The 19,483-nt window shown below is 65.1% G+C and carries 14 protein-coding genes and 2 pseudogenes; 4 read left to right on the top strand and 12 right to left on the bottom strand.

Annotation, left to right across the window (positions count from 1 at the left end):
• Nucleotides 1–135 precede the first annotated feature (135 nt).
• Both PVT67_RS07595 and PVT67_RS07590 read right to left on the bottom strand, forming a co-directional pair.
• A complete protein-coding gene (locus PVT67_RS07595) occupies nt 136–1,293 on the bottom strand; it encodes an E22 family MetX-like putative esterase (RefSeq protein ID WP_301499301.1) in 1,158 nt (385 codons plus the stop codon).
• 10 nt (nt 1,294–1,303) lie between these two features.
• A complete protein-coding gene (locus PVT67_RS07590) occupies nt 1,304–2,602 on the bottom strand; it encodes a GntP family permease (protein ID WP_301499300.1) in 1,299 nt (432 codons plus the stop codon).
• 142 nt (nt 2,603–2,744) lie between these two features.
• On the opposite strand from PVT67_RS07590, the gene PVT67_RS07585 reads away from it, so the two are divergent.
• Together PVT67_RS07585 and PVT67_RS07580 are read left to right on the top strand one after the other, a co-directional pair.
• A complete protein-coding gene (locus PVT67_RS07585) occupies nt 2,745–4,994 on the top strand; it encodes a TonB-dependent receptor (RefSeq protein ID WP_301499299.1) in 2,250 nt (749 codons plus the stop codon).
• Between the two features lie 56 nt (nt 4,995–5,050).
• On the top strand, nt 5,051–5,680 hold the full coding sequence (locus tag PVT67_RS07580) for a response regulator transcription factor (protein ID WP_301499298.1): 630 nt from the start codon (nt 5,051–5,053) through the stop codon (nt 5,678–5,680).
• Here PVT67_RS07580 and PVT67_RS07575 read toward each other — a convergent pair.
• The 6 genes from PVT67_RS07575 to PVT67_RS07550 form a co-directional block, all read right to left on the bottom strand.
• Nucleotides 5,677–9,027: a hybrid sensor histidine kinase/response regulator gene (locus tag PVT67_RS07575; protein WP_301499297.1), complete on the bottom strand. Its 3,351-nt coding sequence runs from the start codon at nt 9,025–9,027 to the stop codon at nt 5,677–5,679. The genes PVT67_RS07580 and PVT67_RS07575 overlap by 4 nt on opposite strands.
• A 168-nt stretch (nt 9,028–9,195) precedes the next feature.
• Nucleotides 9,196–9,936 carry a 3-hydroxybutyrate dehydrogenase gene (locus PVT67_RS07570; RefSeq protein ID WP_301499296.1) on the bottom strand — a complete coding sequence of 247 codons (741 nt, stop codon included), beginning with the start codon at nt 9,934–9,936 and terminating at the stop codon, nt 9,196–9,198.
• Nucleotides 9,937–9,938: 2 nt separating this feature from the next.
• Nucleotides 9,939–10,595, bottom strand: coding sequence for a CoA transferase subunit B (locus PVT67_RS07565; protein WP_301499295.1), 657 nt, complete (start codon nt 10,593–10,595; stop codon nt 9,939–9,941).
• A gap of 4 nt (nt 10,596–10,599) precedes the next feature.
• Nucleotides 10,600–11,292, bottom strand: coding sequence for a CoA transferase subunit A (locus PVT67_RS07560; RefSeq protein WP_301499294.1), 693 nt, complete (start codon nt 11,290–11,292; stop codon nt 10,600–10,602).
• A gap of 110 nt (nt 11,293–11,402) precedes the next feature.
• Nucleotides 11,403–12,368, bottom strand: coding sequence for a protease SohB (gene sohB / locus PVT67_RS07555; protein WP_301499668.1), 966 nt, complete (start codon nt 12,366–12,368; stop codon nt 11,403–11,405).
• 83 nt (nt 12,369–12,451) lie between these two features.
• Nucleotides 12,452–14,914 (bottom strand): VolA/Pla-1 family phospholipase, encoded by a 2,463-nt coding sequence (locus tag PVT67_RS07550; protein ID WP_301499293.1) that lies wholly within the window; start codon nt 14,912–14,914, stop codon nt 12,452–12,454.
• Nucleotides 14,915–15,084: 170 nt separating this feature from the next.
• On the opposite strand from PVT67_RS07550, the gene PVT67_RS07545 reads away from it, so the two are divergent.
• The gene (locus PVT67_RS07545; protein WP_301499292.1) at nt 15,085–15,828 is read left to right on the top strand and encodes a YciK family oxidoreductase; all 744 of its coding nucleotides are present in this window, start codon (nt 15,085–15,087) and stop codon (nt 15,826–15,828) included.
• 35 nt (nt 15,829–15,863) lie between these two features.
• Here PVT67_RS07545 and PVT67_RS07540 read toward each other — a convergent pair whose 3' ends face one another.
• The gene (locus PVT67_RS07540; protein WP_301499291.1) at nt 15,864–16,853 is read right to left on the bottom strand and encodes a carbohydrate kinase family protein; all 990 of its coding nucleotides are present in this window, start codon (nt 16,851–16,853) and stop codon (nt 15,864–15,866) included.
• A 108-nt stretch (nt 16,854–16,961) separates the two neighbouring features.
• On the opposite strand from PVT67_RS07540, the gene PVT67_RS07535 reads away from it, so the two are divergent.
• Nucleotides 16,962–18,104, top strand: a complete 1,143-nt coding sequence (locus PVT67_RS07535; RefSeq protein ID WP_301499290.1) for a 3-phenylpropionate MFS transporter — start codon at nt 16,962–16,964, stop codon at nt 18,102–18,104.
• Nucleotides 18,105–18,146: 42 nt separating this feature from the next.
• On the opposite strand, the pseudogene PVT67_RS07530 reads toward PVT67_RS07535, so the two are convergent.
• The 3 genes and pseudogenes from PVT67_RS07530 to tesB all read right to left on the bottom strand — a co-directional run.
• Nucleotides 18,147–18,332, bottom strand: a pseudogene (locus PVT67_RS07530) (acyl-CoA thioesterase); the annotation flags it as partial.
• A gap of 46 nt (nt 18,333–18,378) precedes the next feature.
• A pseudogene (locus PVT67_RS07525) lies at nt 18,379–18,564 on the bottom strand (acyl-CoA thioesterase); the annotation flags it as partial.
• Nucleotides 18,565–18,610: 46 nt separating this feature from the next.
• Nucleotides 18,611–19,483, bottom strand: coding sequence for an acyl-CoA thioesterase II (gene tesB, locus PVT67_RS07520; RefSeq protein WP_301499289.1), 873 nt, complete (start codon nt 19,481–19,483; stop codon nt 18,611–18,613).

The following is a 19,483-nucleotide window of genomic DNA, read 5'->3' as shown; positions in this document are numbered from 1 at the left end:
TCTCGCGGCCTTCATCCCGGCGCTGCACTAAAGGGGGCCTTGAATTCTTGCTCCGGTACCCATGCCCCTTGCTTCCGTCCATAAAAAGAAAGGGGCTTTAAGCCCCCTTGTTACATCAGCCGCAACCGGCCTTTTTTAGTTGTCCAGAAAGTCCTTCAACACCTTGGCCTGGGTCTGGATGCTGACCAGGCCGTCCAGGTGGCCCCAGGGGCCGGTGATCTCCTGGTACTGGCTGTCCTTGCCCAGCTTTTTCAGCGTCTCGTAGGTGGTGCGGGCCATCTGCGGCACCAGCAGCCGGTCATGGGTGGAGGGCATGAACAGGGTCTTGGCGGTAACCCGTTTGAGGTTGTCCTCCAGTTGGCCGCTGTAGCCGGCGACGAAGATCTGCGAGGCCCGCACCAGGTAGAGGATGGCGTTGGCGTCCTGGTAGTGGGCGCGGATGGCGGCGTGGCCCATCAGCTCGTCCACCGATTTGAAACCGGCATGGATGTCCAGCTTGGGCGCCTCGTCCGTGGGGGGCGTGTAGCGGCTGTTGAAGCCGTCCGGGTAGGTGGCGTCGTAGATGATATAGGCCAGCGCCCTGTCGAGGCCGGCCTTGGGCTCGCCCTTGGCGTAGTAGTCGCCGCCGTTCCAGGCCGGATCGGCCTTGATGGCGTCCGCCCAGCGCTCCAGGCCGAACACTGTCCAGGGGTCCATCTGGCCGGCGCCGATGACGCTGACCATCCGCTCCACCTCGTCCGGGTAGGCCACGGCCCAGTCAAGGGCCTGGAAGGAGCCCATGGAGGCCCCCACCACGGCATGCAGCTTCTTGATGCCGAGCTTGTCCAGCAGCGCCTTCTGCACATTGACGAAGTCGCGGATGGACACCACCGGGAAGGACAGGCCGTAAGGCTTGCCGGTGTCCGGGTTGATGCTGGCGGGCCCTGTGGTGATGACGTGGGGGTCGAAGGCATTGGCGTTGGCCAGGGTGTCGACGCTCAGCACATAGTACTTGTCGGTGTCGATGGCCTTGCCGGGGCCTATAATGGCGTCCCAGTAGCCCGGCAGGGGGTCGCTGTCGCTGTACTTGCCTGCGGCGTGGGAATTGCCGCTGAAGAAATGGGTGATGAGGATGGCGTTGGACTTGTCGGCATTGAGCTTGCCGTAGGCCTCCCAGCCCACCGCCACCTGTTTGAGGGTGGCGCCGGACTGGGTGGTAAAGCTGGGCAGCTCGAAGCGCTGTTTTTCAACGAGCGGCAGGGCCTGGGCCCCAAGGGCCCAGCACCAGGCCAGGCAGGCGATGAAATAACGCATAGGTCTCTCCTTAGAACCAGCAGAACAGGGCTATGGCCAGGGCTGTACCGATAAGCGGCACCACCACCGTCAGGGCCGCCAGGGGCCAGTAGGCGTCCTGGTGGCGCTCGCCGCAGATGGCGCGCACCGTCGTCACCACATAGCCGTTATGGGGCAGCGAATCCAAGGCCCCGGACGAGATGGCCACCACCCGGTGCAGGGCAGAAGGGTCCACCCCCAGGGCCAGGTAGTGGGGGGCTATGCTCGGCAGGGCTATGGCCTGGCCGCCGGAGGCCGAGCCGGTCAGGCCCGCTATCACCGACACCGCCACAGAGGCGCCCACCAGCTCGTTGCCGGGCAGGCCGGTCATGGCATCCACCACCATGGCAAAGGCCGGCGACAGCTTGGCCACGGCCCCGAAACCCACCACGGCCGAGGTGTTGCCTATGGCCACCAGGGCCCCTGTAGTGGCCTGGCCCACGGCCTGGTGCTGGTCACGAAAATGTTTGAAGTTCAGCAGCCAGAGGCTGAACACGCCGCCGGCCAGGGCCACGATCAGCGCCGCCTGGGCCAGCTGCTCGTGCAGCAAGAAGGCCAGCACCAGCACCACCAGCAGCGGCACCAGGCCGCTCCAGGCCGGCGGCAGGGCCCGTTCGTCCAGGGTCAGGTCCCCGGCCCGCTCGTCAAAGCGCTCGCCCCTGGCCACCGCCTTGGCCAGCATGTGGCGCAGCCAGAAATAGCCCATGACGGCCATCACCAGGCCCACCACCAGGGACACCTGCCAGCCGGCGTAGGGGCTGGTGTGCAGGTACTTGATGGGGATCCAGTTCTGGATCTCCGGCGAGCCGGCCGAGGTCATGGTGAAGGTCACGGAGCCGAAGGCCAGGGTGGCCGGTATGAAGCGGCGTGGCAGGTTGGCGTCCTTGAACAACGACAGGGCCATGGGGTAGACCGAGAAGGCCACCACGAACACGGAGACGCCGCCGTAGGTGAGTACGGCGCAGGCCAGCACCACCGCCAGGGCCGCGTGCTGGGGCCCGAGCTTGCGTACTATGGCCCGGGCCAGGCTCTCGGCGGCGCCGGTGTCCTCCATGAACTTGCCGAACAGGGAGCCCAGCAGGAACATCAGGAACCAGGCGGAGATGAAGCCGCCGAAGCCATTCATGTAACCGCTGACGAAGTCCCCCTTGCCCCCGCTCCAGAAGGGTACGCCGCCGGTGAAGGCCACCAGCAGGGCGCAAAGCGGGGCGGAGAGGAAGAGGCTCATGCCCCTCATGGTCAGCCAGATCAGCCCCCCCAGGCCGAGCAGCAATCCGAACAGGCTCAACATCGGTTTTTTCCTTCTTATGATGTGGTGTAGTCAGTCTGATGGTCACCTAAGTCCTTGACCATAGTACTAAGGTACAGCGTTAACTTTTTGCGTTTGCCCTTATTGTTAACACCGAAATAACAAAAACATTGGGGGAAAACGCATGTCAACCGCAGCAAAGAATGCCCGCTGGGCGCCCGGCAAGCTGGCCCTGGCCGTCTGCCTGGGCCTGGCCGCCACGGCCCAGGCCGCCGAAGAAAAAGCCGCCAAGGCCAAGGACGATCCCAGCCTGGAGGTCATCGAGGTCACGGCCCGGCGCACAGTCGAGAACCTGCAGACGGTGCCGGTGGCCGTCACCAGCCTCTCCGCCGAACAGATGAGCCAGCGCGGCGTCGAGGATCTGGCCGACGTCCAGTGGTACTCGCCCAACACCACCTTGCAGGTGAGCCGCGGTACCAACAGCACCCTCACCGCCTATATCCGCGGCATAGGCCAGCAGGATCCGCTCTGGGGCTTCGAACCCGGGGTGGGGATCTACATCGATGACGTCTACGTCGCCAGGCCCCAGGGGGCCGTGATGGACATACTGGACGTGCAGCGCATCGAGGTGCTGCGCGGGCCCCAGGGCACCCTCTACGGGCGCAACACCATTGGGGGCGCCGTCAAGTACGTGACCAAGAAGCTGTCCGGTGACCCAGAATTCAACGTCCAGGGCACCCTGGGCTCCTACAAACAGCACGACCTCAAGCTGTCCGGCCAGATGCCGCTCAGCGACAATTTCTACGCCGGCTTCGCCTTCGGCACCTTCAACCGCGACGGCTTCGGCAAGTTCAAGAACACCGGCGCCGACAACTACAACAAGGACATAAAAGCCGGCCGCCTTTCCCTGGCCTGGTACCCCAGCGAGGCGCTCAGCGTCCAGTTCATGGCCGACCGCACCTGGGACGACTCCAACGCCAAGGGAGGCTACCGCCTGACCCCCTCCCTGATCACGGGCCAGCAGCCCTACGACAGCGTCTACGACTCCGACACCTCCATGCCCACCGACAACAGCGTGGAAACCGGGGGCGAGGCCCTGACCCTCAGCTACGGCATCAACAGCGACTGGACCTTCAAGTCCATCACCGCCCACCGCGACGGCGACACCGACACCAACATCGACTTCGACTCCACCAAGGAGCCGGCCCTGGACATACCGGCCCTCTACCACGATCGCCAGTTCACCCAGGAATTCCAGCTCAACGTCAACAGCGGCGACTGGCAGGGCGTGGGCGGCCTCTATTACCTGGACGGCAAGGCCTGCGGCGTCTTCGAAACGGTGCTGGGCCTGGCCGGCATGACCCTGGAGAATGGCGGCTGCGTCAACACCAAGAGCTACGCCGCCTACGCCCAGGGCAGCTACCACCTGAGCCCCAAGCTGTCCATGACCCTCGGCGGCCGCTACACCCAGGACAAGAAGGACGCCAACGTCTACCGCCTGCTCTACCTCGGTATCCGCTATCCCCACGACGCCCCGGCCACGCCGCTGCTGGTGCAGTCCGACTTCCAGGACTCGGCCACTTTCCACCGCTTCTCGCCCCGGGCCGGCCTCGAATACCAGCTCAGCGACGACATCATGGTCTACGGCTCCTACACCAACGGCTTCAAGTCCGGAGGCTTTGACATGCGGGCCAACAAGTCGGTCAACCCCGACGCCGACAAGCCCTACGATCCGGAGATCGTCGACACCTATGAGCTGGGCCTCAAGGCCGAGTGGCTGGACAGGCGGCTGCGCACCAACATCGCCACCTTCTACTCGGATTACAAGGACATGCAGATCACGGTGCAGCGGGCCGTGAACAACAACACCGACGTGGCCTCCCAGGTGCTGAACGCCGGCAAGTCCAGCATCAAGGGCGTGGAACTGGAAGCGACCCTGGCCGCCACCGACGCCCTGCAGCTGAACGCCAACCTCGGCTATGTCGACGCCAAATTCAAGCGGGTGGATTTCTTCGACCCCAACCAGGGCAGGGTGATAGACGTCTCCGACCAGTGGCGCTTCGCCAATACCCCCAAGTGGACCGGCAGCCTGCTGGCCCAATACAACCTGGCGGCCTTCGGCGGCGATCTGGTGCTGACCGGCGGCCTGAGCTACCGCTCCAAGGTGCAGATCTTCGAGACCCCCTCCATGCTGGATACAGGCTCGGTGACGCTGCTCAACGCCGGGGCCAGCTGGTACAAGGGCAACTGGGAAGTGCAGCTGATGGGCCGTAACCTCACCGACCGCGAATACCGCCTGGCCGGCTACAACTTCGCGGCGCCGCGGGACGGCAGCGGCAACATCACGGGGCCGGGCCTCGGCGGCGAAGACACCATAGTGGGCTACTACGGCGATCCCAGGACCGTCAGCCTGTCAGTGGGTTACCGCTTCTAAGGGGCTGTACCGGGCCGCCAGGCCCGGTACACTGGACCCAACCGCCACCCACCCCAATGCAGACAGTGCGCGCCATCATCGCCGACGACCACCCCCTCTTCCGGGGCGCCCTCAAGCAGGCCGCCACCGCTCTTCTCGACGGCGGCGCCGTGCTGGAGGCCGCCAGCATGGATGAGGTCTGGGCCCTGCTCAACCAACACCCCGGCACCGAGCTGGTGTTCCTGGATCTGATGATGCCGGGGGCCGACGGCTTTGCCGGCCTCTCGGCCCTGCGGGCCCACTACCCCGACGTCACCGTGATCATGATCTCCGCCCACGAGGACAGCGCCACCATAGGCCGGGCCATGGCCCTGGGGGCCAGCGCCTTCGTGCCCAAGTCGGCGCCCCTGGCCACCTTGTCGGAGGCCATCGCCGCCGTGCTTTGCGGGGACAACTGGCTGCCCGAGGGCATGGAGCCCCAGGACGACGAGGACATAGGCCGGCTGCGGCTGCTGTCCCGCCTCACCCCCCAGCAGCTGCGGGTACTGAAGATGATCGCCGACGGCCTGCTCAACAAGCAGATCGCCTTCGAAATGCAGGTCCAGGAAACCACCGTCAAGCAGCACGTCTCGGCCATCTTGCGAAAGCTCGAGGTCTACAACCGCACCCAGGCCGGGCTCCTCTACCAGAGCCTGCAACAGCCCTAGGCCAGCAGGCGGCGCATCAGCTGCTTGAGGGGCATGGGCTTGACCGGCTTGAGCAGGAAGTGGAAACCGGCGTCGATGACGGCGCCGCGAATGGCCTGGTCCTGGTCCGCCGAATGCACCACGCAGGGCAGCTCGCCCCAGCGCTGCTGGAGCCGCGCCGCCACCTCCACCCCCAGGGCGCCGTCGTCCAGGTGGTAATCCAGCAGCAGCAGCGCCGGGGTTTCCTCCAGATGCAATGCCTCGGCCTCGTCCCGCACCGCCGCCACCCTGGCCCCCCAACTTTCCAAAAGCGCCCTCAAGGCCTCGCGGACATTGTCGTCGTTATCCATCACCAGTATCGGCAGCCTGGGCAGCCACTGCTGGGTCTCGCGGCCAAGGGCCTTGGGTTTGGCGGCCTGGCCCTGGGCGGCCCTTGGCAGGGTCACGGCAAAGGCGGCGCCCCTGCCCTCCCGCGAATTCAGAGTCAGGCCGTGATCCAGCAGGCGGCAGAGCCGGTCCGTGATGGCGAGGCCCAGGCCCAGCCCCTGGCCTTGGCCCTGGCTCAGCTGCTGGAACTCGGCGAAGATCCGCTGCTGGTCCGCCGCGGCTATGCCGGGGCCGGTGTCACGCACCCAGAGCTGCACCGCCCCGCCTTTGCGCCTGATCCCCAGCAGCACCTTGCCCTGATTTGTGTAACGCACGGCGTTGGCCAGCAGGTTCTGGAGGATGCGCCGCAGCAGCTTCTTGTCCGACTGCACCCAGAGCCTTGTCGGCACCAGCCTCAGCTCCAGGCCTTTGGCGCCGGCCAGGGCCTTGAACTCCCGGGCCAGGGGCTCCAGCAGTTCCTGCAGGGCAAAGGGCGCCGGCTCGGGGCGCACAGCCCCCGCCTCTATCTTGGTGAGCTCCAAGATGGCCCCCAGCAGCCCTTCGGCCGATTGCAAGGAGCCCTGCACATTGCCGGCCAGGGACTTGAGTTCCCCGGGGGGCGCCTTTTCCTGCAAGAGGGCAGCGAAGAGGATGGCGGCGTTGAAGGGTTGCAAGAGGTCGTGGCCGGCGGCGGCGAAGAAGCGGGTCTTGACGGCCGTGGCCTCCTCCACTGCCTTCTTGGCCGCCAGCAGCTCGCCGTTCAGGGTCTGCAATTCGCGGGTGCGCTCCGCCACCCGCGCCTCCAGCTCCTCGTTGAGGCCGCTGAGGCGCTGCTGGGCGCGGATGAACTCGGTGATGTCGGTGTAGCTGGTGACGAAGCCGCCTCCCGGCAGGGGGTGGCCTTCCATCTCGATGACGGTGCCGTCGTCCTGGTGGCGCTGATAGCGGTAGCGCGAGCCGGAGCGCAGGTGGTTGAGGCGTTTCTCCACCTCGGCCTGGGGATCGCCTGCCAGCAGGCCCCGCTCGGCGTTGAAACGGATAAGGTCGGCCACGGGCCGGCCCACAGTCACCAGATCGGCCGGGTAGTCGAACAGCTCCAGGTAGCGGTGGTTCCAGGCGATGATGCGCAGATCCCGGTCCACCACGCTGATCCCCTGGGAGATGTTTTCCAGGGTGGCGGTCAGCAGCTGCTGGTTGAAGCGCAGCACCTGGGAAGCCTCTTCCACGAAGCTGGCCACCCTGGGCAGGGCCTTCTCGGCCTTGAGGGTGTCCATCACCAGCCGCATGGAGGCGCCCCCCAGCACGGCGGAGAGGTGCTTTTCCACCTGCTGCACCAGGGCCGGCGGCGCCGGTTGGCGGTTGGAGAGGCTCTCCTGATGCTGGCGCACCAGGCTGCGGGCCGCCGCTTCCCCGCCGAAACGGCGCACCAGCTGGAAGCAATCGGCCACCGTCAGCACGGCGCCGGGCCTGGCCAGGGGTTGGCGCAGGAAGCTGTCGGCCTGCAGCTGCTCCGAGACAGAAGTGCTGGACAGCAAAGACACCAGCACGAAGGCCAGCAGGTTGCCCCCCAGGCTGACCAATGTGCCGAAGCTGATAGCGTCCATCGCCGCCGGCAGGCCGGGCAGCGCCACCCCGAAGCCGAGCGGCAGCAGCAGGCAGTAGGCCCAGAGGGCCGCCCCTACCGCCAGGCCGGCACGAGCCCCCTGGGAGTTGGCCGGGCGCCACAAGAGCCCCAGCGCCAGGGCCGGGAACAGCTGGGCCACCAGCACGAAGGCCATGAGCCCCATCTGCGACAAGGTACCGCTGGTAGCGCTGGCCCGGTAATAGAAAAAACCCGCCAGCACCACCAGCAGCATGGCCAGGCGCCGAAGCCACAGCAGCCAGCTGCCCTGCCCCGTCTCGGGCAGGCCTCTAAGGCGCAGCAGCAGCGGCGCCGTCAGGTCGTTGGTGACCATGATCGACAGCACCACAGTCGCCACCACCACCATGGCGGTGGAGGCGGAGAGGCCGCCGAGAAAAGCCAGCAGCGTCAGCCACTGTGAGCCCAGGGCCAGGGGCAGCTGCAGCACGTAGAGATCGGGGCTGACACCGGGGCCCAGCAGCAGGGCCCCGGCCAGGCCCAGGGGTAAGGTAAAGGCGCCCATGGCCAGCAGGTAGGCCGGGAACAGCCAGCGGGTGCGGCGCAAAAACGGCAGCCGCGGGTTTTCCACGAAGGCCAGGTGGAAGAGCCGCGGCAGGCAGAGGGTGGCGGCCAGGCCCAGCAGGGTGTGGACCCAGTAGACATAGCCGGGGGCGGCGCCGGCCTGGAGACTGGCCACCCTGGGGCTGGCCTCGGCCGCCGCCAGCAAGGGCCCCAGGCCGCCGAATTCCTGGTAGATCACCACCAGCGCCAGCAGCCAGAAGGCCAGCAACTTCACCACCGACTCGAAGGCCAGGGCCGTCATCAGGCCGGCGTTGTGGGCCTGGGCCTGGGTGCGGCGCGAGGCGAAGAGCATGGCGAAAAGGGCCATGGCCAGGGCCACCCCCAGGGCCGTGTCCTGCCACCAATGGCCGCTCTGGTGCCCGGTCAGCACATTGATGGTCTCGGCCACGGCCCGCAGCTGCAGGGCGATGTAGGGAATGACGGCGGCCACCGCCACCAGGGTGGCCGCCACAGCCAGGGCGCGGGAGCGGCCGAAGCGGCTGGCGATGAAGTCGGCGATGGAGGTGATGTTGTTGCGCCGCACATGGATGGCCAGGCGCTTGAGGCCGGGAAAGGCCAGCAGGTAGAGCAGCAGGGTGCCGAGGTAGGTGGGGGGCAGCCACCAGTGGTTGTGGGCCGCCTGGCCCGCCACCCCGAAGAAGGCCCAGGAGGTGCAGTAGACCCCCAGGGACAGCCCCGCCGTCCAGCCGGACAGTTTGCGCCTGGCCCAGCTCCCCTCCCCCCAGTAGGCGATGGCGAACAGCAGGGCGATGTAGCAGAGGGAGACGGTGGTGACGGGCCCCCAGCCGAGGGGCGTCATAGGGTGTTCCTCGGGCGGGCAAAGAGGGGGCGGCTCAAATCAGGGATCCTTGCTGTGCTGCGGCAAAGCCCAATAAGACACATTGCGTTAACAGGCTGTCAACTGGCCTTTGGTACCAAAGGCCATGAAAAAAGGCCGCAAAAGCGGCCTTTTTTCATGGCATTAGCCTCAGCGGGCCGTCCAGCCGCCGTCCAGCACCAGGGTCTGGGCCGTGATGTTGCGGGCGGCGGGGCTGATCAGGAAGGCGGCAGTGCCGGCTATCTCGTCGATGCCGATAAAGGCCTTCTTGGGCATGGGCGCCAGCATGATGTTGTTGACCACATCAAGTTCGCTGATGCCGTTTTCACGGGCCTGATCGGCTATCTGCTTCTCCACCAGGGGCGTCTTCACATAGGCCGGGCAGATGGTGTTGACCGTGATGTCCGCCTCGCCGAGCTCCAGGGCCAATGTCTTGGCGAAACCCAGCAGGCCGTGTTTGGCGGCCACGTAGGCGGATTTGAAGGGGGACGCCACCAAGGCGTGGATGGAGCCGATGTTGATGATGCGACCGAAGTTCTGCGCGCGCATGGCGGGCAGGAAGGCCTTGGTCATCACCATGGGCCCCACCAGCATGATGTCGATGAGCAGCCGCCATTTGTCGGCGGGAAAGTCCTCGAGCCGGGACACGTGCTGGATGCCGGCGTTGTTGACCAGCACATCCAGGGTGCCCAGCTCGGCCGCCAGGGCCTCGGCCGCGGCGGCGTCGGTGACATTGAGGGCGACGCCGCGGGCCCGGGGCAGCTTGGCCGCCGCCTCCTTGGCCTTGGCGCCGTCCAGATCGGCGATGATCACTTCATGGCCGGCCTTGGCGAAGTGTTCGGCGATGCCGAAACCGATGCCGGAAGCCCCTCCAGTCACCAGGACTTTCATGCTCAGATCTCCATTTGTGGGGTGTCGTCGGCGGCGATCAGCTTGCCGGCCGTCTTTTCACGAATTTCCTCGACGCTGACCCCGGGGGCCCGCTCCTTGAGGATGAAGGCGCCGTCTTCTATTTCGAAATAACCGAGATCGGTCAGTACCTTCTTGATGCAGCCGGCGCCGGTCAGGGGCAGCTCGCACTGGGGCAGCAGCTTGGAGTTGCCGTACTTGTCGGCGTGCATCATGGTGACGATGATGTTGTCGGCACCGGCCACCAGATCCATGGCGCCCCCCATGCCCTTGACCAGCTTGCCGGGGATCATCCAACTGGCGATGTTGCCCTGGACGTCCACTTCGAAGGCGCCCAGCACGGTGAGATCCACATGGCCGCCACGGATCATGGCGAAGGAGTCGGCGGAGCTGAAGAAACTGGCGCCCGGGGCCGTGGTGACCGTCTGTTTGCCGGCGTTGATGAGATCGGCGTCCACCTCATCCTCTGTGGGGAAAGGCCCCATGCCCAGCAGGCCGTTCTCGGACTGGAGCATCACTTCGATGCCGGCGGGAATGTAGTTGGCCACCAGGGTGGGGATGCCGATGCCGAGGTTGACGTAGTAGCCGTCTTTGAGTTCCTTGGCGACGCGGGCCGCCATCTGTTCGCGAGAAAGTGCCATGGCCTCAGCTCCTTACCGTGCGCTGTTCGATGCGTTTTTCAAACTGCCCTTTGATCACCCTGTCAACGTAGATGCCGGGGGTGTGGATGAAGTTGGGGTCCAGCTCGTCGACGATCTCTTCGACTTCCACCACTGTGATCTTGCCGGCGGTGGCCATCATGGGGTTGAAGTTCATGGCGGTCTTGCGGAACACCAGGTTGCCGAACTTGTCGGCCTTCCAGGCGCGGACCAGGGCGAAGTCGGCGGTCAGGCTGGGCTCGAGCACATAGTGGCGGCCGTCGATTTCGCGGGTTTCCTTGCCCTCGGCGACGGGGGTGCCGTAGCCGGTGGCGGTGAAGAAGGCGGGGATGCCGGCGCCGCCGGCGCGGATCTTCTCGGCCAGGGTGCCCTGGGGGGTCAGTTCCACTTCCAGTTCACCGGACAGCATCTGGCGCATGAACTCGGCGTTCTCGCCCACGTAGGAGGCGACCATCTTCTTGATCTGCTTGGTCTGCAACAGCAGGCCCAGGCCGAAGTCGTCGACGCCGGCGTTGTTGGAGATGCAGGTGAGATCCTTGGCGCCGCTGTCGCGCAGCGCATTGATGAGGCCCTCGGGGATGCCGCACAGGCCGAAACCGCCGACCATCAGGGTCATGTCGTCCTTGATGCCGGCGAGCGCGTCTTGGTAGCTGCTGACTATCTTATTGAAACCAGACATTAAAGGCTCCTTGTTGTTTTGGGGCATGCTAGCGCCCCGCCCTTCCCGGCCGCCAGCCTACTTTGGTACTAGGGGGCGGCCCGGACTGTTCAGTATTGCTGACAGCTCTGTCAAATTCCCAGCCGGGTCAAGAGCGCCCTGGCGGCCAGGCCCACTTTCTCGCCCAGCTTGCGCCGCAGCTGGTACTTGACGGCGATGATGCGGTGGCTGTGCAGCTTGTTGGTGACATAGGTATCAGAGGTAAGGATGTCGTCCACCAGGCCCAGCTCCTTGGCATCGATCCCCAGCCAGACCTCGCCGGTGGCCACCTTGTCGAGATCCAGGTTCGGCCGGAAATGGCCCACGTGGCCACGGAAATGGCCATGGATGGTGTTGAGGTCGGCGATGAACTTCTCACGGCCTTCCTCGGTGTTTTCCCCCAGCACCGACAATGTGCGCTTGTACTTGCCGGCCGTGTGCTGCTCATAGTCGATGTCGTGCTTCTTGAGCACCTTGTGCAGGTTGGGGATGCCGGCGATGACGCCGATGGAGCCCAACATGGCGAAGGGCGCGGCGAGGATGCGGTCGGCCACACAGGCCATCATGTAGCCGCCGCTGGCCGCCACCTTGTCCACCGCCACCGTCAGCGGCACGCCTGCGTCACGGACCCTGGCCAGCTGGCTGGCCGCCAGGCCATAGCCATGGACGACACCGCCTGGGGATTCGAGGCGCAGCAGCAGTTCGTCCGAACCTTTGGCCACGGCCAGTACGGCGGTCACTTCCTCACGCAGGGCATCCACCTCGTGGGCGTCCATGGAGCCCTTGAAGTCCAGTACGAAGAGGTGGGGCTTGCCGTCGTCCTTCTGGCCCTTGAGTTCCTTGAGCCTGGCCTTGAGGGCCTTCTTGTCGAGGAGTTCTGACTCCAGTTTGTGGCCGTAGCTTTTGAGGCGTTTGCCGAGATCGGTGACCGTCAGCTCCCCTTTCTGGCGCTGCTTGCGGGTGGAAAGGGCCGCCATGATGACCAGCAACGCCCCTATGGCGATGACCAGGGTCAGGGTCTTGGCCAGGAAGAGGCCATAGTCGGTGAGAAAGTCCAATTTCACTACTCCATGACTTTAAAGCCCTGAGTGTAAAACAAAACACCCGGCCAGTGGCCGGGTGTTTTTCATGGTCGGATGCCTTAGTTGGCGCCGATGAGGACACTGCTGTCCTGTACCAGTATGGTCAGGCCTTTGCTGGCCAGGAAGCTGGCCACTTCAGACTGCATCTCGGTGGTCACGGCCGCGCTGCTGACAGGGTCCAGTCCTTCTGGCGCAGGGTTCAACAACGAGGTGTGAGCGCCGGCGTTGAAGCGGGCCACGCCGCTCACCTCGGTGGTGCCGTCCGGGGTCATGACGCTGGCCGTGATGGGGCTCAGACCCATGGTGGCGATCAGCGGCTCGGTGCCGGACAACGGCAGGCCGTGGGTGGCGTTGCTGTTGGGGATCACCTGGTCACCGGGGTTGTCGGCGGTGCCGCCGCCCACCACTTCGTGAACCAGCAGGCCAGGGGTGTTAGCGGCCAGGGTCGCGCCGTAGGCGATGGGGTCGGCAGAATCCACGGTGGTCTGGGCCGCGAACAGGAACTGCTGCATGAAACCGGCGTAGACGGTGGCGACCAGTTGGTCGTAACCGGCGTCACCGGGCTGCAGGTTACTGGTGTTGGCGGCGGCCAGGGTAGCCTGGAAGGTGGCACTGGCTTTCAGGCCGGCTTCCACGGTGGGACCGAAGGCCGGAGAGAAGGCGAAGATGCCCGCCACGCCAGCGCCCGGTACCGACAGGACGGCACGCTTGAACTGGAAGAGGCTGGAGTAATCGGCGTTGGTACGGGGATCCTTGGTGTCGGTGTTACCCATGGCCACGGCCTGGGCACCGACGATGGAGCCAAGGGAGATACCCACGAAGCTGACGTTGGTGCCGTCCAGCATGCCGCCAGGGGCGGTCTGGGCGGACAGCGCCAGGCGCAGGGACAGGTCGTCCGCGACGCTCTCACGCAGGTTGTCGCGCACAGTGCCAAGGCTGGCCAGGTTGGTGTAGATACCGACGTTGTCACCGGCGTTGACGTCTTCGATGCCGTCACCTGTGTAGTCGACACCACGGGTACCGTGCAGCGGCAGATCGATGGCGATCATCGCCTGACCGTTCAGGGCCAGGGTGCCGGCGGCAGCCAGGCCCGTTTCCTTGTAGGAGGTGATGCCGTGACCGTAGATCACGGTGGGCCAGCCGGCGGGGCCAACGGCCACGTCGGTGCTCATGCCCAGGTTGCCACGGATGGTGTTGACGGTGGCGGCATCAGGGATGGTAACCAGTACGTCGATGGTCTTGACCGAACGGGCCATGGGCACAGGGTTGTACTGGGTCAGGAACTGGTTGGGATCGATGTCGTCGCCAGCGTCGTTGGTGAAATGGGCACCGACCAGCAGGGTCGGGTTTTCCATGGCGGCGGCCGGGTCGATGCTCTGGGCCGTAGCCTGGGTAATGAAGTTGGCCTGGCTCAGGGTGCCGTTTTTCAGGGCCAGCAGCACGGCGGCCGGGCTGTCGCCATTGGCAACCCAGCGAGAGGACAGCTTGGCGCACTTGGTCAGGTCGCCGGTGGAGATGTCGCAATCACCGGAGGCGAAATCGGCCGCAGTGGGCTTGTCCAGGAAGTAAGGCAGTTTCAGGGTCGTCTTGTAGACCTTGGCGGCACTGGCCAGAATGGCGGCCTGGGAACCAGGCTGCACCAGGCCTTTGGCCAGCAGGATGTCTGCGGCGGTCATGCCGGTATCGGTGAGGCTGGACAGGGCCAGGTTGCCACCGTTCAGGGCACCGAGCAGGGCCAGCTTGGTGTAGGAGGCGACATCCAGGGTGCTCTGGGTGGTGAAGAGCGCGGAGTAGGTGACGCTGTCCTTGTCGACGCCGGCGGCGGCCAGCACGCCCTCATAGGAGTTGACGGCGCCTTGCAGCAGCTTCTGGTCGTCACTGCCCAGGGGCGAGGTGGCCAGGTCCTGCTTGAGCAGGTTGTAGGTGGCAGAGCCGGCAACGGAACGGCCATCGGAGTCGGTGACCAGGCTGGTGGTGGCCACCAGGTAAGAAGTCTTGGCCTTCAGGGGCTTAAGCGGGATGATGGCGATGTTGCTGCCGGAGGCCTTGGTGATGAAGTCGGTACCGTAGCTCAGGGCAGTGACCAGCTGGCAGGCGTCGATGGGAGAAGCGTCGGCACAATCGGTGCTGCCGCCGGCAGTCACTTGCAGCAGCACCACGGCGCCGGGTTGCTCGACGGAGGCGGCATTCAGGGTGACGCCGGTCGGCAGGGTGACACCGATGCTGAAGGGGGTGCTGACGGACCAGCCGTCCAGGCTGGACAGTACCGCCTGGGGATCATAAGGGTCGGCCTGGGCAGTGGTAGATAGGCCGAGGTTCAGGGTGCCGTCTGTGGTCTTGGCCTTGACGATGTCGTTAGGCACGGGAATGACGGGAGTAGCGGCGCCGGGATCGAAGGCGATGCGGGCCAAGGGAACGGCCGGATCCGCGTTGCCAGGCTGTTCGCTATGAGAGTCGTTTTTACCACAGGCACTCAGGCCGATTGCTGCCAGTATTGCGATACTGAGAATTTTCTTATCCATGATTCTCCCCAAAAATGGTTGTTTTTTATTTAGTTGACCATTGGCCGATTACGTTATCTTACTGGTCGGACTTTTCCAAACATTTCGTGAAAATTCTGTCACAAGCCCGCTTTGGCGAATAAATTGTGGCTTGGTCACATTTTCCCACGGCAAAGCCTAAAAGGACCCTTATGCTCGACTACCAGCCCAGTCCCCACCTCCTCGACGGCCGGGTGATCCTGGTCACAGGTGCCAGCAAAGGCATAGGCAGGGAGGCCGCCCTGCAATACGCAAAACATGGCGCCACCCTGATACTGCTGGGCCGCAACGTGCCGGCCCTGGAAAGCCTCTACGATGAGATTGAAGCGGCAGGCTGCCCCCAGCCGGCCATCATTCCCCTGGACATGCTGGGGGCCACGGACCAGCACTACCGCGACATGGCCGCCACCATCGAAAACCAGTTCGGGCACCTGGACGGCGCCCTGATGAACGCAGGGGATCTGGGGGTGCTGGGGCCTTTCGAGCAGATCGAAGACAAGTGCTGGGACAGGGTGATGAAGATCAATGTGGACGCCACCTTCCACATGACCCGCGCCCTGCTGCCGCTGCTGAAGGCAAGCGAAGACGGCCGGCTGATCTTCACCAGCTCCGGGGTGGGCAAGAAGGGCCGCGCTTACTGGGGCGCCTATGCGGTGTCAAAGTTCGCAACCGAAGGCATGATGCAGGTTCTGGCCGACGAGAACAGCAAGGGGCCGCTGCGGGTCAACTGCATCAACCCCGGCGGTACCCGCACCGCCATGCGCGCCCAGGCCTTCCCCGGCGAAGATCCCATGACCTTGAAGACGCCGGCCGACCTCATGCCCCTCTACCTCTACCTGATGGGCCCTGACAGCAAGAACGTCAACGGCCAGAGCATCGACGCCCAGCCCAAGTAAGCACAAAGCCGGCAATCGCCGGCTTTGTCTTTTCTTCAGCCCGGCCAGCGGCTTTCCGTCAGCTCCCGCTGGTCGACCTCGAGGGCGCCTGCCAGTTCGTTTGCGGTGAGCAGCCGGTTCTTGGCACCCTGATAGGCCAGCACCGACTCGGCGTTGCACATGCCGCCCCTGACCGCTGCCGCCAGCCCCTCCCCTTTGGCAAGGCTCGCCACCAGACCGCTGGCGAAGGCGTCCCCTGCCCCCGTGGTTTCCACTATGGCAAGGTTCGCCCTGGGCTTGGCTCCCACCCTCTTGACCCTGTCGGTGGCCAGCACCCCCTGGTTGCCATCGGTGATGGCGATGACCGGCACCGCCAGCCTGGCGGCCAGGGCCTTGAGCAGCTCGGCCATGTCCTGCTGCTCGTGTTCGTCGAGGCCCAGCAACATGGCGCTCTCCTCCTTGTTCAGCACCAGCACTTCCAGGTGGTCAAGGATGGGCTGGAGGGCGGCTATGCCCTGGCGGGCCAGGTAGCTGGAGGGGTTGAAGGCCACTTTTGCCTGGGCAGTCGCCACCACGGCCTTGAGGGTGTCCAGGCTCTCGCCCAGCATGGCCGAACAGTAGAGCCAGCGGCTCTCTGGCAGCTTGGCCTCGTCCAGGCTCAGGTGGTCGTTGGCGCCCTTGAAGGCAAGGATGGTCCTGTCGTCATGGATGGAATCGAGGATCACCGACAGCCCTGTCTGGCCACCCCTTGCCCCGATGAAATCCACCCCTTCCCTTTGCAACTCGTCCAACACCTGCTGGCCCTGGGCGTCATCTCCCAGCTTGCCGAGGTAAGCGGTCTTGAGCCCCTGGCGGGCGAAGGCCACGGCCGTATTGGTGCCACCGCCCCCTATGGTGACGTTGAGGTGCTTGACCAGGATCTTGCCCCCAAGGGGATAAGCGATGAGCTTTTCCAGGCTGTGGCTGGTTTCGATCTGCACCAGTTCTGAATCGGTATCGGCGAACAGATCCACTGTCGCCGAGCCCAGGGTGACCATGTCGTACATGAATGCCTTCTCCTTTTTGCCTTAGCTTGGCATCTCTTGGCAGGGAGCGCCTTGACCCAGTGCAAAACAGCCGCCAAGATCGGCGCCCCCGCCTTCAAGGATGTTGTCATGACCCTCCCCCCTTCGCGCTGGTTGTCGCTGTTCTACGTGCATTTTTTCCTGGGTTGGGGGATCTACCTGCCGTTCTGGTCGCTCTGGCTCAAGGGCCAGAACCTCACCCCCGCCATCATCGGCCTGCTGCTGGGCGTCGCCCAAGGCACCCGGGCCCTGGGTTCTTTGTTCATCACCACCCGCATCAAGCGCTCCGAGCAGCTGCTGCCGGCCAGCCGGCTGCTGGCCCTTAGCACCCTGCTCATCTTCTGCGGCTTCCTGTTGCCCCAGAGCCTGCCGCTGCTGCTGGGGCTGACCCTGCTCGGTTCCCTGCTCTACTCGCCGCTGGTGCCGATCAGTGACGCCATGGCCACCCGGTTGGTGGCGCAGATCGGCATGGACTACGGCAAGGTCCGGCTCTGGGGTTCCATCGCCTTCGTGGTGATGTCCACCGCCATGGGCACCATCACCGGCCTCTGGGGCAGCGAGGCGGTGCTCTGGTGCCTGCTGGCCACCCAACTGCTGATGTTCCTCGGCACCCTGCCGGCCATGTCGGTGCCGCTCACCGACGGGCCCGCGGCCCAGGCCGCCAAGAGCTGGTGGGCCCTGCTCAAGAAGCCCATGGTGCGCCGCTTCGTGCTGATCACCATGTGTATCCAGGGCAGCCACGCCGCCTACTACGGCTTCTCGGCCCTCTACTGGCAGAAGCAGGGGATCAGCCCCGGCACCATTGGGGCCCTGTGGAGCTGGGGCGTGGTGGTGGAAGTGGCGGTCTTCTACTTCGCCAAGCGCCTCTTCGGCCGCCAGAGCGCCGCCTGGTTGCTGAGTTTGGGGGCCATCGCCGTCATGGTGCGCTGGACAGGCACCGCCTTTGCCGACCAGCTCTGGCAGCTGATACTGCTCCAGGCCCTGCACGGGGTGACCTTCACCCTCTCCCATCTGGGGGCGATCCGCTTTATATCCAAGGAGATCCCGGCCCATTATGGGGTCGGCACCCAGGCCCTCTACTCGGCCTTCGGCCTCAGCCTGGCGGTAGCGGCCATGATGCTGGTCACAGGCGCCCTCTATGAGGACTGGGGCGGCAAGGCCTTCCTGGCCATGGCCGTGCTGGGGGCCCCTGCGCTCTGGCTGTGCCGGGGCCTGAGACCCGTCAGCGAATAAGCAAAAGGCGCCTAGTGGCGCCTTTTTCGTTTACGGCTTTGCTCAGGCTTCCCTGGGCTTTCTTTGCCGTATCAAACCTTCCTGCTGGCTGGAGGCCACCAGCCGGCCCTCGCGGTCGAAGAACTGGCCCCGCACCAGGCCGCGGCCGCCGCTGGCGGTGGAGCTTTTCACCACGTACAGCAGCCAGTCGTCCATGCGAAAATCCCGGTGGAACCACATGGCGTGGTCGCATGAGAAAGGCGCCTAGTGGCGCCTTTTTCGTTTACGGCTTTGCTCAGGCTTCCCTGGGCTTTCTTTGCCGTATCAAACCTTCCTGCTGGCTGGAGGCCACCAGCCGGCCCTCGCGGTCGAAGAACTGGCCCCGCACCAGGCCACGGCCGCCGCTGGCGGTGGAGCTTTTCACCACGTACAGCAGCCAGTCGTCCATGCGAAAATCCCGGTGGAACCACATGGCGTGGTCGCATGAGAAAGGCGCCTAGTGGCGCCTTTTTCGTTTACGGCTTAGCTCAGGCTTCCCTGGGCTTTCTTTGTCGTATCAAACCTTCCTGCTGGCTGGAGGCAACCAGCCGGCCCTCGCGGTCGAAGAACTGGCCCCGCACCAGGCCGCGGCCGCCGCTGGCGGTGGAGCTTTTCACCACGTACAGCAGCCAGTCGTCCATGCGAAAATCCCGGTGGAACCACATGGCGTGGTCGATGGACGCCACCTGCAGGCTGGGATCCATGTAGGAACGGCCATGGGGCTGCAGGGCCGTGGGCAGGAAGTTGAAGTCGGAGGCATAGGCCAGCAGGTACTGGTGCACCCTGGGATCGTCCGGCATCAGGCCGTTGGCCTTGATCCAGACGTAACGTACCGGCTCGGCCGTCACCGGCGCCGTGGGGTCATGGAAGACCACGGGCCGCATCTCTATGGGCATCTCGGTGAGGAAGTTCTCGAGGATGCGCTTGGGCAGGCGCTCGGCCAAAGGCTCGGCCAGTTCCCGCTCGCTCTTGAGCCCCTCTGGGCCAGGCACCGCCGGCATCTCGTCCTGGTGTTCGAAGCCCACTTCAGGCACCTGGAAGGAGGCGGTCAGGGCGAAGATGGCCCGGCCGTGCTGCACCGCCTTGATGCGGCGGGTGGAGAAGGTACCGCCGTCGCGCAGGTTCTCCACCAGGTAGACCACGGGGCTCTTGGCGTCCCCGGCTTCCAGGAAATAGGCATGGAGGGAGTGGGCGATGCGCCCTTCCCCGACGGTGGCCTGGGCGGCGCTCATGGCCTGGCCCAGCACCTGGCCGCCAAACAGGGCCGGGAAGCCCAGATCCTGGCTCTGGCCGCGGAAGATGCCCTGTTCAACAGGCTCCAGTTCCAGCAAGGAGAGCAGTTCGTTCAGTACCTTAGACAT

The organism is Gallaecimonas kandeliae, from assembly GCF_030450055.1.
In the GTDB taxonomy this organism is placed as follows: Bacteria; Pseudomonadota; Gammaproteobacteria; order Enterobacterales; family Gallaecimonadaceae; genus Gallaecimonas; species Gallaecimonas kandeliae.
The sequence above is the reverse complement of the archived record's forward strand: the minus strand, read 5'-3'. Positions and strand labels throughout refer to the sequence as shown.